This window comes from Rhizobium sp. 01N48 (genome assembly GCF_056399145.1).
Genome location: NZ_JBFTQT010000009.1, coordinates 46,450 through 60,193 on the forward strand (window position 1 = coordinate 46,450; position 13,744 = coordinate 60,193).

General features: G+C 62.2%; 14 protein-coding genes. 10 read left to right on the forward strand and 4 right to left on the reverse strand.

Features of this window, described 5'->3' with window-relative positions:
- Window positions 1-37: 37 nt before the first annotated feature.
- Complete coding sequence (locus AC1DOG_RS17560; protein ID WP_477929791.1) at window positions 38-541, forward strand: hypothetical protein; 504 nt, start codon at window positions 38-40, stop codon at window positions 539-541.
- A gap of 4 nt (window positions 542-545) precedes the next feature.
- Here AC1DOG_RS17560 and AC1DOG_RS17565 read toward each other — a convergent pair whose 3' ends face one another.
- A complete protein-coding gene (locus tag AC1DOG_RS17565; RefSeq protein ID WP_477929793.1) occupies window positions 546-893 on the reverse strand; it encodes a nuclear transport factor 2 family protein in 348 nt (115 codons plus the stop codon).
- Between the two features lie 278 nt (window positions 894-1,171).
- On the opposite strand from AC1DOG_RS17565, the gene AC1DOG_RS17570 reads away from it, so the two are divergent.
- On the forward strand, window positions 1,172-2,485 hold the full coding sequence (locus AC1DOG_RS17570; RefSeq protein ID WP_477929795.1) for a multidrug efflux MFS transporter: 1,314 nt from the start codon (window positions 1,172-1,174) through the stop codon (window positions 2,483-2,485).
- On the opposite strand, the gene AC1DOG_RS17575 is transcribed toward AC1DOG_RS17570, so the two are convergent.
- Together AC1DOG_RS17575 and AC1DOG_RS17580 are read right to left on the reverse strand one after the other, a co-directional pair.
- On the reverse strand, window positions 2,412-3,338 hold the full coding sequence (locus tag AC1DOG_RS17575) for a bestrophin family protein (RefSeq protein WP_477929797.1): 927 nt from the start codon (window positions 3,336-3,338) through the stop codon (window positions 2,412-2,414). The genes AC1DOG_RS17570 and AC1DOG_RS17575 overlap by 74 nt on opposite strands.
- A 233-nt stretch (window positions 3,339-3,571) precedes the next feature.
- Complete coding sequence (locus tag AC1DOG_RS17580; protein ID WP_112979789.1) at window positions 3,572-4,459, reverse strand: branched-chain amino acid aminotransferase; 888 nt, start codon at window positions 4,457-4,459, stop codon at window positions 3,572-3,574.
- Window positions 4,460-4,751: 292 nt separating this feature from the next.
- Between AC1DOG_RS17580 and AC1DOG_RS17585 the strand changes: the two genes are divergently transcribed.
- Both AC1DOG_RS17585 and AC1DOG_RS17590 read left to right on the forward strand, forming a co-directional pair.
- Entirely contained in the window at window positions 4,752-5,801 is a 1,050-nt protein-coding gene (locus AC1DOG_RS17585; protein ID WP_477929799.1) for a patatin-like phospholipase family protein, read from the forward strand.
- Between the two features lie 152 nt (window positions 5,802-5,953).
- Window positions 5,954-6,388 (forward strand): cupin domain-containing protein, encoded by a 435-nt coding sequence (locus AC1DOG_RS17590; protein WP_477929801.1) that lies wholly within the window; start codon window positions 5,954-5,956, stop codon window positions 6,386-6,388.
- A gap of 34 nt (window positions 6,389-6,422) precedes the next feature.
- Here the strand turns inward: AC1DOG_RS17590 and AC1DOG_RS17595 are convergent, their stop codons facing one another.
- Window positions 6,423-7,979: an EF-hand domain-containing protein gene (locus AC1DOG_RS17595; RefSeq protein ID WP_477929803.1), complete on the reverse strand. Its 1,557-nt coding sequence runs from the start codon at window positions 7,977-7,979 to the stop codon at window positions 6,423-6,425.
- Window positions 7,980-8,448: 469 nt separating this feature from the next.
- Here AC1DOG_RS17595 and AC1DOG_RS17600 point away from each other — a divergent pair, with 469 nt between their 5' ends.
- The 6 genes from AC1DOG_RS17600 (at window position 8,449) to AC1DOG_RS17625 (ending at window position 13,598) form a co-directional block, all read left to right on the forward strand.
- Window positions 8,449-10,008: a TerC family protein gene (locus AC1DOG_RS17600; protein WP_018902479.1), complete on the forward strand. Its 1,560-nt coding sequence runs from the start codon at window positions 8,449-8,451 to the stop codon at window positions 10,006-10,008.
- 18 nt (window positions 10,009-10,026) lie between these two features.
- Window positions 10,027-10,797: a trans-aconitate 2-methyltransferase gene (gene tam, locus AC1DOG_RS17605; RefSeq protein ID WP_477929805.1), complete on the forward strand. Its 771-nt coding sequence runs from the start codon at window positions 10,027-10,029 to the stop codon at window positions 10,795-10,797.
- Window positions 10,798-10,874: 77 nt separating this feature from the next.
- Window positions 10,875-11,156: a hypothetical protein gene (locus AC1DOG_RS17610; protein WP_477929807.1), complete on the forward strand. Its 282-nt coding sequence runs from the start codon at window positions 10,875-10,877 to the stop codon at window positions 11,154-11,156.
- On the forward strand, window positions 11,153-11,443 hold the full coding sequence (locus AC1DOG_RS17615) for a type II toxin-antitoxin system RelE/ParE family toxin (RefSeq protein ID WP_477929809.1): 291 nt from the start codon (window positions 11,153-11,155) through the stop codon (window positions 11,441-11,443). The genes AC1DOG_RS17610 and AC1DOG_RS17615 overlap by 4 nt, the downstream gene beginning before the upstream one ends.
- Window positions 11,444-11,504: 61 nt before the next feature.
- Window positions 11,505-13,028, forward strand: a complete 1,524-nt coding sequence (gene zwf, locus AC1DOG_RS17620; protein WP_477929811.1) for a glucose-6-phosphate dehydrogenase — start codon at window positions 11,505-11,507, stop codon at window positions 13,026-13,028.
- Between the two features lie 441 nt (window positions 13,029-13,469).
- Window positions 13,470-13,598, forward strand: a complete 129-nt coding sequence (locus AC1DOG_RS17625; RefSeq protein ID WP_018896989.1) for a hypothetical protein — start codon at window positions 13,470-13,472, stop codon at window positions 13,596-13,598.
- The last annotated feature ends 146 nt before the right edge of the window (window positions 13,599-13,744 follow it).

Sequence of the window (13,744 nt, forward strand, 5' to 3'; positions counted from 1 at the left end):
GACCGACCGACTAGTCGGTTCACAAAAGGAAACAGACATGGCCAATCCGCTTTCGCTTCTCGGTGAGATCCACACCGCCATCAGCATCGTCCCCGCCGTCGCTGGGCTCTACAGCTTCGCCAAATATCGGGCCATTCGCCCGGAAACGACGGTCGGCAAGGTCTACCTCGCAACGCTTGCGCTTTCCGCCATCAGCGCCTTCGGCCTGTCGTCCACCGGCGGCTTCAATCCCGGCCATGCGCTTGCGATCATCGTGCTTGTCGTCTCCGCCATCTGTCTCGTGCTGCCGAAGCTCGGCTTCCTCGGGCGGCTGATCCCCTATCTCAGGAACCTCGGCTTCTCCTTCACCTATTTCCTGCTCTGGGTGCCCGGGATCAACGAGACCCTCTCGCGCCTGCCGCCCTCGCACCCGATCGGCAACGGCCCGGATTCGCCGCCGGTGCAGACGGCCCTGCTGGTATGGGTGGTGCTGTTTGCGGCGGGCAGCCTGGCGCAGGCTTTCCTCGTCTCGCGCGGACAGGCGCGGCGGGTGGTCGCGTAAGGCCTCAGGCATCGCGGCCGAAATAGACCTCGACGGCGGCAAGCCTGTCGCCCCTGAAGCGGAGCGTTTCCATATTGCGGAACGCTCCGCCATCGTTTTTGACGGCGCGGTAGCGCACCACGGCCTCGTCGCCTGACAGGCCGAGATGCTCGATCTCCATAGTGCGGAAGGGCGGCGGCACCGGCCAGCAGCGCGCGAAATAGGCGTCGCGGTCGATATGATCGTCGCGCGGGCTGGAGAAGGTGAAATCCTCGGCCAGCATGGCAGCGACGATATCCCTGCTGCCATCGATATAGGCGGCGTAGAGGGCGCGGACTGTTTTCTCGCGCCTGGTGTCGGTTTGATCCGTCATGTCGGTTATCCTCCTCGTTCGGAAACTGCGGTCGCCCAAGCAAAAGGCCAGCCCTATCAGCAGGAATCCGACGTCGAGCGAACCGATTGGCCCATGATCCGTCCTTGATGGCCTGTCGGCAGCGGGGCTATACCAATGGCGTGCCACCGGAAACGGAAGGCTCTCCTGTCTTTCCTTATCTGCCCGCCCGGCCCTCGCCCGGTCTGATCGGCCTGTGATCGACATCAGCGCCACCTTTGTCTCCGGCATGGACGATCGATGATGAAGAAGGCACTGACATGAGTGACAAGACCGCGGATGCAGCCGCAGCCGAACCAGGCTCGATCCATTGGAAACGCAATCTGGCGGTTTCGCTTGTCGGCTCGTTCACGACCATCGTGGCGATGACGCTGCTTCTTCCCTTCCTGCCGCTCTATGTCGAGGAGCTCGGCGTCAGCGACCATGCCGCGATCGTGCAGTGGTCGGGGATCGCCTATGGCGCCACCTTCTTCGCCGCCGCATTCGTGGCGCCGCTCTGGGGACGGCTCGGCGATATCTATGGGCGCAAGCTGATGCTGGTGCGCGCGAGCCTCGGCATGACCGTTGCGATCTCGCTGATGGGCATGGCCGGAAACGTCTGGCAGCTGGTGGCGCTGCGGCTCTTCGTCGGGCTGGCGGGCGGTTACTCGTCCGGCTCGATGGTGCTGGTGGCGACGCAGACGCCGAAGGACCGTTCCGCCTGGGCGCTGGGAACGCTGGCATCGGGCATCATGGCGGGCAATCTGGTCGGGCCGCTGATCGGCGGCGTGCTGCCGCCCCTGATCGGCATTCGCGGCACGTTTCTCGCCGCCGGCGCGATGATCTTTCTCGCGTTTCTCGCCACCCTCTTCCTGATCAAGGAGGAGAAATCCCCCGCCCGCAAGAAGGCCGCCAAGCAGAGCGGCGGCTGGGCCTCGATCCCGGACAAGCGGCCTGTCATCGCCATGCTCTTCACCGGCATGCTGTTGATGCTCGCCAACATGTCGATCGAGCCGATCATCACCGTCTATGTCGCGCAGCTGGTGGACGACGCAGCGCGGGTCACCATCATCGCCGGCATCGTCATGTCGGCGGCGGCACTCGGCAGCATCCTCTCGGCCTCGCGGCTGGGCAAGCTCGCGGACAGGATCGGCCACTGGCCTGTCATCGCCGGCGCGCTCGGCATTGCCGGCCTGCTGCTGATCCCGCAGGCTTTCGTCACCTCATCATGGCAGCTGATCGTGCTGCGTTTCCTGATGGGCGTGGCACTCGGCGGCCTGCTCCCCTGCATCTCCGCCGTCATCCGCCACAGCGTCCCCGACAGCGCGGCCGGCAGCATTCTCGGATGGTCGGTCTCCTCGCAATATGTCGGCCAGGTCGCGGGGCCGCTGCTTGGCGGCTTCGTCGGCGGGCATATCGGCATGCGGGCGGTGTTTCTGGGCACCTGCGTGCTGCTCATTGCCGGGGCGGCGTATTCTTGGATGGTGCGGCCGAGGGGGGGATGCGGCTTAAGCCGCACCCCTACATCAACAAATAATCCACCGCCACCGGCAGCGGCGGCAGGTCCTTCTCGCCCATCGCCTCGCGCACATTAATCTCGACCGTGTCGGCGATCGCCTCGATGGGGAGTGCGTTGGGTTGCTTGCCGAAGGGCTCCTCCAGTTCGTCGCCGAGCGCGTCGAGGCCGAAGAAGGTGTAGGCGACGAGTGCGGTGCCGAAGGGCATGAACCAGCCGAGCACGTCGTCGAAGCCGAAGGGCAGCATCAGGCAGAAGAGATGGGCCGTGCGGTGCAGGAGCAGCGTGTAGCCGAAGGGGACCGGCGTCCAGCGGATGCGCTCGCAGGAGGCCTGGGCGAGCGTGAGGTCGGCCAGCGTGCGGTCGAGCATCTGGTAGCTGATGTCGGTCAGCATGCCCTTGGCGCGGAGATCGGCGAGTTCGCGGGCGATTTCCAGCGACAGCGCTTCGGGCGGGTTGCGGCTGGCGACGTAGTGGGCGTTGATATCGTCAGGCAGCAGGCGTTCGACCTTGTGGCGGGAGATGCCGGTGCGCAGGTGCGGGACGAGCGACTGAACGAAGGCGATGACGAGTGTCAGCACGCGTTTGCGGGCGTCTTTGCCGGCTTCGCCAGACATCGTTTCGAGAATCAGGGTCTGGCGGGCGAAATGGCGGGCGGAGAAGACGATGACGCCCCATTGCCGGCGCGCTTCCCACCAGCGGTCGTAGCAGGCGTTGTTGCGGAAACCAAGGAAGATCGACAGCGCGATACCGAGCAGCGCGAAGGGGGCGCCGTTGAAGACCGGCAGGACGCCCGGCCACAGGGTGTGACAGAGCACCACCAGCGAGGAGAGCACGGCGGTGAGGATGATCTGCGGCAGGACACGCTTGATGATCGAGCCGCGGAGGATGAAGAAGAGGCGAAAGAGGGTTGGGCGGGGGCGCACGATCATGATGCGGGGGACCAGGCTGGAGTGGGAGTGATGACGACTTTCAACGTAGTGCGTGTGGCCCCCTCACCCGGCCTCCGCTACGCTCGGCCACCCTCTCCCCGAGGGGAGAGGAGGATTGGCGACGTTGCGGCATCTCCCCTTCTCCCCGACGGGGAGAAGGTGCCGGCAGGTCAGGCACAACAAGTTGCGCCGGGGATGAGGGGGGCCACACTCGCGGCCACCTCTACACCCAATCAGCTGTCGCTTGCGCTGCGACCAAATGCCCAGTTCATGTAGATTTCGAGCGCCTTGCGGGTGACCGGGCCTTCCTGCAGTTCGCGGCCGTCGAGGCGGTTGACGCCGACGACCTTGGAGTAGTTGCCGGAGGTGAAGATCTCGTCGGCCGCCATGAAGTCGTCGACCGAAAGCGTCTCCTCGCGAACCTCGAAGCCGGCCTGGCGCAAAAGGCCGATGACGCGCGCGCGGGTGATGCCGGCGAGGAAGGTGCGGTTGGCGACAGGGGTCTTGACGACGCCGTCCTTGACGAGGAACACGTTGGAGGACGCGGTCTCTGCGACATTGCCGTTCATGTCGCGCATCAGTGCATTGTCGAAGCCGCGGCTTCTCGCTTCCGCGATCGCGCGGCCGCTGTTCGGATAGAGCGAGCCGGCCTTGGCGTCGGTCATCGCGGTTTCAGGCGACGGACGGCGGAAGGGCGAGACGGTGAGCGAGTTCGGCTTGTTATTGCCGAGCGGGGCTTCGAAAAGGCAGAGCGCGAAGCGCGTGCTGTCGCCATCGACGGTGACGACGCTGCCGGCAGAGCCATGCTCGCCCCAGTACATCGGCTTGATATAGATCGGCGTCTTGCCGTCGAACTTCTTGATGCCTTCCCAGGCGAGCGCCTCGATCTCTTCGGCGGTCTTCACCGGCTTCAGGCCCATGTTGACGGCGGAGCGGTTGATGCGCTGGCAATGCAGGTCGAGATCCGGCGCGATGCCATCGAACCAGCGGGCGCCGTCGAAGACGGTGGAGGCCAGCCACATGGCATGCGAAGTCGGCCCGATCAGCGGCGGGTTGCCGGTCAGCCACTCTCCCTCGACATAGGTCCAGGTGTTGGAACGGGGCGATGTATCGACGGCCATGCGTTTCTCCTTCAATCAATTGCAGGGAGACAAAACCCCGCGCGCGGACGGGGTCAAGGAGAAATATGTCGCGGCGGAGGCTAAGCAAGAAACGGCATGCGCGACCACTGTCGGCTGCAATATTCATGCGCGTGCCTTGAGCGGCGGCGATGGGTGTATCAGCGAAACTCATGGGTGCGGTGAGGTACATGCGTACAACCGCCCTCAATCAGCGCGAGCGTTTCAGTTTGTTGCAGTCTTTAGTTTAAGCCACATACTTCCCTCAACCGGATGAACCGGCATGGAGGGGAGCATGGCAAAGCGTTTTATTCTTTCGATCGATGGTGGCGGCATTCGCGGGATCATCCCGGCGGCCATCCTGGTGGATCTCGCCGCGCGGCTGAATGGGCTGCCGCTTTATAAGGCGTTCGACATGATCGCCGGCACATCCACCGGCGGCATCATCGCGGCGGGGCTGACCTGCCCGCATCCGGATGGGTCGCACAAGGCCGCATGCACGCCGGCAGATCTGCTGGAGCTCTATGCCGATGAGGGCGACGAGATATTCAAGCAGAACCCGGTGCTCGGGCTCATCAACCCCTTCGGCATCAATGATCCGCGCTACAAGCCCGACGCGCTTGAAGACCGACTGCAGAAGAAGCTCGGCATGGCGACGCTCGACAACGGGCTCTCCAAGGTGCTGATCACAGCCTACGACATAAAGCAGCGGCAAGCACTGTTCATGGCAAACACCGACAAGGAGAACAGCAATTTCCGCTACTGGGAAGCGGCGCGGGCGACATCGGCGGCGCCCACCTATTTTCCGCCGGCGCTGATCGAAAGAATTGGCGAGAAGAACAAGGACAAGCGCTTCGTGCCCTTGATCGACGGCGGCGTCTTCGCCAACGATCCTATCCTTGCGGCCTATGTGGAGGCGCGCAAGCAGAACTGGGGCAATGACGAGTTCGTCTTCCTGTCGCTCGGCACCGGCCAGCAGAATCGACCCTTCGCCTATCAAGAGGCCAAGGGCTGGGGCATTCTCGGCTGGATGCAGCCGTCTCATGACACGCCGCTGATCTCGATCCTGATGCAGGGTCAGGCCAGCACCGCCTCCTATCAGGCGAATGCGCTGCTCAATCCGCCCGGCACCAAGATCAACTACTCGACCGTCGTGACGAAGGAGAACGCCGCCTCACTCAGCTATTTCCGTCTCGACCGGCAGCTGAGCGCCAAGGAGAATGATGCGCTGGACGACGCATCGCCGGAAAACATCAAGGCGCTGAAGGCAATCGCCGCGTCGATCATCAAGGAAAATGCGGTGGCGCTCGACGAAATCGCGAAACGCATCCTGGCGAACCAATAACGGCCAAACACGATGCGGTGATCAATCGCCTGAAAACCCGCTGATTTCGTGGGTTCCGATCTGTGCATCGGAGCCTTGCATTTTAGCGGGTTGCCATTCTCCGGCTAAAGGTCTATCGCGCTCGCCGCTAAGAAAAAGAAAAGCGAGACATCATGTCCAACTCATTTGTGAACACCCATGCGCCCGAGGGCGCACAGGCCGGCTTTGCGCCGGAAGGCCAGCTCGAGCGGCACACGCGGCTTGAAGGAACCTGGCTGAACATCTTCGACGTCACGGTGCCCGCGGGCGGCCGTACGCCGCTTCATCGCCACGAAAGCCCCGAGATCCTGCGCATCATCGAAGGCTGTCTGATCATCCGTCGGATGACGGACCAGGGACTGGAAGAATTCGAAGCCACCGCCGGCGATATCGTCCGCATCGAGGCCGATCAGGCGCATGGCTACTCCAACCGTGGCCCTGAAACCGCACGGTTTTCGGCAACGATCGACAGCGACATGGCAGACTTCTTCGAAGCCGCCGAATCGCGCACCCGCGACCTGTTGACCGTCGTCGCCAACAGCGACAGCACGCGCATCCTGGCGGCCTGATCAGGCCAAGACGGCGCGGGTCAAGCCCGGGCCGTCACTCTCTTATGAACTCCGGAAGCCGCAGCTCCTCGGGCGTGAACACCGAGCCATCGGCCCGGACAAGCGTCGAATGTCCGGGATTGCCGGCCGGACGCGGAACCCCTTCAGCAAGAACGAACCGGACCTGATGCGCACCAGCGAGCCCTGCGGGGAAGCGGGCGATCGGCTTGTCGATCGTATAGAGCCCTGGCCGCGGCGTCTGCAGCGATCCGCTCATCAGCAATTGCAGCAATCCCGCCTCCTGCGGCAGAACGTCATAGCGCTGCGCCTTGCCGTTGGAGACCACATCGGCGGGATCGATCCTGATCAGGCCGGAGGGATTGAAGCGCATGAAGGAGCGATAGGTGGCGGCATCGACATTCTTCAAGCCTCCCGCCGAAAACGCGACGGTCGAGCGCAACGCGGCTTTTCGCCCGGGCTTCAGATCGCGCGGCGCGACGCCATCCGACGGAATCATCGCCTTCGGCAGCGTATAGGCATCGATGATCGCGTCCACCGGCTTGCCGAGCGCCTTTCCCAGCGCAGCCAACTGCTGGCTTCCCGACGCGACGGCTGCCGACTGATAGCGCAGGCAGCCCGGCGAGCTGATGGCCGTCACTTTCTCTTTCGGCAGGCCGACGGCACCGGCGCCGGCGGGCGAAGAGACGACGATGCGGCTGACGCGCTCGACATGGCCTGTCACACGCCAGATCATAGCGGTGTAGGAGGATGCGACGATGTAAAGCGGCGTATCGCCCGCTTCGATGTTGAGCTCGCTGGTTTCGGTCACGCCGTCCTGCCCGGCAACCGTGACATCGGAAAGGGCGCCGGCCTCGTAGCTTCGAACATGGAAAATGGTATCGGCAGCGCCGGCAGCCGGAAGTTTGCATGACGCCATCTGCTCTTCGGCCGCGCGCTCGCGCATGCCGGCGGTCCTGGCGGTCGTCAGCGCCCGCATTTCGGTTGCCGACAGCGTGCCGTCGCCATCTTTATCGTAGAGAGCAAAGGCGGCGCGGGCCTGCGCTTCCAGCTCGTCGGCCGTCAGCTTCCCATCCTTGTTTGGGTCAAGATCAAGCAGGCGGATCAGCATCGCGCCGACGCCGTAGTCCCGTGCCTGGGCAGGGCCGGCCCTTGCGGCCGCGTTCGCCTCCTCGAGGGTGATCACACCGTCATCATGGGCGCCCACGACCTCGAACGGTGACACTCCCGGCCGTTTCCGATTGACCGCCGCCAATTCCTCATGCGTGACGCGGCCGTCGTCGTTGAGGTCGGCGGCAAAAAACTCCTGCATGACGTTTGCGCGCGCGGCCGCCGCCGCAATGTTGCGCGCCCGTTCGATATCCTCTGCCGTCAGAATCTGGTCCGGGCCGCTATAGATACGAAACACGGAGAAGACCTGTGCGAGATAGGCCTCGCGATAGTCGCGAATGCTTTCGACAAGCACGCTGGGCGGCACTGATGGCGGCGGTGGCGGCGTTTGGGCCGAGGCATCGGCAAGGCCTGCCAGGGCAACGCCGGCCAGCGACACGATCGCGGAGGCTTTCTTTAGGGAGGGCTGATAACGTCTGACCATTGCAATCCTCGCACGATATCTTACGGATTTTGTAACTACCGATAGATGAAGTTTCCCTTTCGCAAATCCCTAAGAATGCGGTGGAAGCGCTCTAAAGGCCCGCTGAAGACGAGCACAGACACTGTGATCGGACGTGCATCTCGACAATCTTGGGCAACAATTTCAGACGCTGCCCTCTTGCGCTTGGTCACTTTACCCTTCAAAATTGAAGCATGCCTGACAGTGACCCTTCCAGTACCAGCTCCACCCCGTCTTCCAGCGACATGTCCGCTGATGGCGATGGGGATGGCTGTAGATGGCGCACTGTTCGCCGCATCGGTGGCTGGCCTGATATAGCCGCTTTCAGAGCGGCTCTTTTCTTATCCATCGCGGAGTTCGATCGCCGGCTGCTTGCGGCCGCCGTCATCCGCCTTTCATATTTTCATCGCAAAAGGAGCGGTCCCGTCAACGTGGCCGCGTTACACCATTGATGTTCTTCGACTGGATGTCCGACCCCTCCGCCTGGGTGGGTCTCGCAACCCTGATCGTGCTCGAGATCGTTCTCGGCATCGACAATCTCGTGTTTATCGCCATTCTCGCCGACAAGTTGCCGCCGCATCAGCGTGACCGCGCGCGCCTCGTCGGCTTGGGGCTCGCACTGTTCATCCGTCTCGGCTTGCTCGCCTCGATCGCCTGGATCGTGACGCTGACGACGCCGATCTTCTCGGTCATGGAGTTCAGCTTCTCCGGCCGCGACATCATTCTGTTGATCGGCGGCGTCTTCCTGCTCTTCAAGGGCACGATGGAGCTGCACGAACGGCTGGAAGGCCATGTCGAGACATCGGAGAAGAAGGTGGTGCATGCCGTCTTCTGGCAGGTCATCGTGCAGATCGTCGTGCTCGACGCGATCTTCTCGCTCGATAGCGTGATCACCGCCGTCGGCATGGTGCAGCACCTGCCTGTGATGATGATCGCCGTCGTGATTGCCATCGGCGTCATGCTGCTGCTCTCGAAGCCGCTGACGAGCTTCGTCAACAAGCATCCGACGGTCGTCATCCTCTGCCTGGGCTTCCTGATGATGATCGGTTTCTCGCTGATCATCGAGGGCTTCGGGGTGCACCTGCCCAAGGGCTATCTCTACGCGGCGATCGGCTTCTCGGTCATCATCGAATCGCTGAACCAGCTGGCGCGGCACAATCGCGAGCGGCTGATCACGCCCACCAACATCCGCGAACGCACCGCCGACGCCGTGCTCGGCCTGCTCGGCGGCAGGCGGCCGCAGGTGACGCTCGGGCCGACGGCGGAACATATCGCAGAACAGGCGGCCGAAGAGGACGTGTTCTCCAACGAGGAGAAGGACATGATCCAGGGCGTGCTGACGCTGGCCGACCGCTCGGCCAAATCGATCATGACGCCGCGCATCGATATCGACTGGCTGGATCTCGACGCGCCTGAGGCGGAACTGCAGCGCCGCATCGTCGATCTCGGCCATTCGCGCTTTCCGGTTGCCCGCGGGAGCCTCGACAATTTCATCGGCGTCGCCAGTGCCCGCGATCTGCTGCGCGACCTGATCGTCGATGGATCGATCAATGTCGAGCGCTCGATCCGCGAGCCCTTCGTGGTGCATGAGAGCATCAGCGCGCTGAAGCTGATGGAACAGCTGCGCCATTCCAGCGAAGCGGTCGCCATCGTGCTCGACGAGTACGGTGATCTCGAAGGCATGGTGACGCCCACCGACCTGCTCGAGGCAATCGCCGGCGAGTTTCCCGACGAGGACGAGGAGAAGCTTTCGATCGAGCGCGGCGAGGACGGCTCGCTGACGGTCGACGGCTGGATCGACATCCGCCACGCTTCGAAGCTTGTCGATGTCGACCTTGTGGACGAAGGCGACCGGTTCTCGACGCTGGCGGGCTTCATCCTGTGGCGGCTGGGACACCTGCCGCATCAGGGCGAGACGATCCGCTTCGAGGAACTGACATTCGAAGTGGTATCGCTCGATGGCCGCAACATCGACAAGATCAGGATCAAGCGTATCGAAGACGCAGACTAAAAGAGGGAGAAAGACGACATGGCATGGTCGGCAAGCCAGTATGTGAAATTCGAGGACGAACGGACGCGCCCGGCGCGTGATCTCTTGGCGCAGGTGCCGATGGAGCGCATCGAGCGCGCCGTCGATCTCGGCTGCGGCCCGGGCAACTCGACGGAGCTGATCATCGACCGCTACGGCGCTTCCGGCGTTAGCGGGCTCGACAGCGATCTCAACATGCTGGAGGCCGCCCGCAAGCGGCTGCCCGGCACCGATTTCCTAGAGGCCGATCTTGCGACATGGCAGCCGAAGGAGCCGGTCGATCTCCTCTTCGCCAACGCCGTCTTCCAGTGGCTGCCCAATCATCTCGATATCTTCGACCGGCTGATGGATGGCCTGAAGCCGGGTGGCGCGCTTGCCGTGCAGATGCCCGACAACCTGACCGAGCCGACGCATCTCTTGATGGAAGAGACCGCCCATGCCGGCCCCTGGAAGGCCGCCTTCGAGGCCAAAAGCGTCCGCCGCAATCCGCTGCCACCACCGTCCACCTATTACTCCCGCCTGATCGGCAAGGCCAAACGCGTCGACATCTGGCACACCGCCTACAACCACCCGATGGCGGATGCGGCAGCGATCGTCGAGTGGGTCAAGGGCACTGGGCTGAGGCCTTATCTGGACCATGCCGGCGATCTGCATCGCGAGGCGTTTCTGGCGGATTATCTCGGGCGGGTGGAGAAGGCTTATCCCGAGATGTCCGACGGGCGGGTGTTGCTGAGGTTTCCGCGGATATTCATGGTGGCGGTGAAGGGGTAGACGTTGGAAGATGGCGTCTTTCATCTTGTGGGGGCGCCGTCTCAGCTATATCTTTGGTGCAGAGATGGAGGTTGGCCGTGGCCAAGAATGCTGTCGTCGAAATCACGCTCGATCCTGAGCTGCACGCCGAATTTCTCGCTGCCGCCAAGGCAGAGAACCGGGCTGCGGGCGAAATCGTCTCTGATCTGGTTCGCGACTATGTAGAACAACAGCATGTCTCGCCGGAGTACGCCAGTTTTCTGGAATCCAAGGTGGCCGTTGCCCGGCAATCGATCGCCGCAGGAAAAGGACGCTCGAACGAAGCCGTTGAGGCAACATTCGCAGCGCTCCGCAAACAAATCGAGAATGGTGGCCTGTGAAGGTTGCCTGGAGCCCGCAAGCCGAGCTCGATCGTCTATCCATTGTCCAATTCATTGCCGCCGATAACCCATCCGCCGCGCTCCRCATGGATAATCTTTTCAGCGAGGCGGCACGCAGGCTTTCAAACGTTCCCTATCTTGGGCGTCCAGGAACGGTGGCCGGTACCCGCGAAGTCATTCCGCATCCGCACTATCGCCTCGTCTATGAAATCGACGACGGCACAATCTGGATACTCACACTTCTCCACACGGCGCGACAATGGCCGCCTGTCGATCCGCCAGCGTAGCCCCCGCTTGGCACCCCATCCACCCGCTCTATCTTCCCACTCCCATATCAAGGAGATCATCATGGACGCAGCTCCCAGCCCGCCGGTCACGCTTGTCATCTTCGGAGCCACCGGAGACCTCACCCGGCGGCTGCTTGTTCCCGCGATCATCAATCTCACGCAGAGCGGGCTCACCGGCGAGGATCTCCGCATTCTCGGCGTCGGCATCGAGCCGGGTGACGATGCGATGCTGGTGGCGCGGCTTGATGATTTCCTGAAGACGCTCGATGACGGCGGGGCGCATGCCGAAAGTGATGGTTGGAAGAGCCTCAGCAAGCGGATCGCCTATACGTCTGGCGATTTCACCAGGGACGAGATCTATCTCGACATCAAGGCGCGGCTCGAGAAGGCACAAAGCGGCAATGCCGCCTTCTATCTTGCCGTGCCGCCGCAATTCTTCGGGACGATCGTGGAGAAGCTTTCCGAACACGGGCTGACCCAGGAGACCAACAGCGCGTTTCGGCGGATCGCCATCGAGAAGCCGTTCGGAACCGATCTTGCCTCGGCCAAGGCGCTCAATGCGCGCATCCTCTCCAAGGTCTCGGAAAGCCAGGTTTACCGGCTCGATCACTTCCTCGGAAAGGAGACGGTGCAGAACATCCTGACCACCCGCTTCGCCAACATGATGATCGAGGCGCTGTGGAACAACAACTATATCGACCATGTGCAGATCACAGCGGCCGAGACGGTCGATGTCGGCAGCCGCGGCAAGTTCTACGACGCGACGGGCGCGCTGCGCGACATGGTGCCGAACCATCTGTTCCAGCTGCTGGCCATGATCGCCATGGAGGCGCCGAACGGGTTCGGGGCCGAGGTGATCCGCAGCGAAAAGAGCAAGGCCTTGAGCGCGCTCAGGATCTATACGCCCGAGGAAGCGGCCGAGCATGGCGTGCGCGGCGTCTATACGAGCGGGCCGCTTAACGGCAACCCGGTCACCGCCTTCCGCGAGACCAAGGACGTCTCGCCCGACACCAGGACCGAGACATTCGTGGCGCTGAAGCTCTATGTCGATACATGGCGCTGGGCGGGTGTGCCGTTCTATCTCCGGACCGGCAAGGCGATGAAGGCGCGCGATACAGAGATCGTCGTTACTTTCCGTCAGGTGCCCTTCGCGCAGTTTCGCGAGACCGACATCAAGCGCAGCCTGCCGCCGAACCGGCTGGTCATCCAGGTGCAGCCGGATGAGGGCTTGAGCGTCGAGCTCTCCATCAAATCGCCGGGGCTTTCGGTCGATACTGTGCCTGTCTCGCTCGACTTCCGCTATGCCGACAAGTTCGATATCGGCAAGATGACCGGCTACGAGTCCCTGCTCTACGATCTCTTCATCGGCGACCAGACGCTGTTTCAGCGCGCCGACGGCATCGAGGCGGGCTGGGCCGCCGTGCAGCCCTTCCTCGATCTCTGGGGCACAAACCACGACCAGCCGGAGCCCTACCTGCCGGGAAGCATGGGGCCGACCTGCGCCGACGAGCTGATCCGAAAAGATGGCCGGCAATGGCACGAGCTGGGCGTTATTCTACACAACCCAAAAAGCGCACATGAATAAAAATACACTCTTATGTTAGTATATCCGGAACAACCATGCTCACGCGCCGACCTTCCGAAATAAACCCATAATATTTACGGGAAACGGCTCGCTTCGCCGCTGAAAGGCGGTACCAAGTACAAAAAAGGTAGAAGTTGACCGGTTACTTCCTGGGATCCAAGCTTTTACTGCTGACAGAGTTGCTTTTCCAGTGCGACAAAGAAGGCGGGGGCCCGTCTCACCCCGACGGGCCCTTCTTGGGTTCCTAGTTGTTTTTTTGCTTATGTCAGGCAAAAAAATCGAATTGTTAATGACCGATTAACATATTTACTTGCGCTCTTCAGCGGCCTTGCTAAATCTACCCTCTAATCTGGGGTATTGATGATGACGGATATTCAGTCTTCCAAGAATCGATCCAATTCAGACCAACGAATGGAGACCTGCCGGTCCGAATTCGAGCCCATGCTCTTCGAACTTATCCGTGACGGAGAGAAGAGAGGGTGGAAAGCCGCCGAAATCGCCATGGCCCTCGCCGACGCGGCTGATGACGTCATCCTGAAGCTTGCCCGCGAGACAAAAAGCAAGCACTGACACCCCATTCGGCCGCCTGAACCAGGACCGCGCCAGGATCGATTTTCCGGGCCGAAACCCACTTTCGGCGAGCGGCGATAACACATACAATCACGACTGATTTGGCATTCATCACTGATTTGGCCTGTCGTGAGCTATCGTCCGAT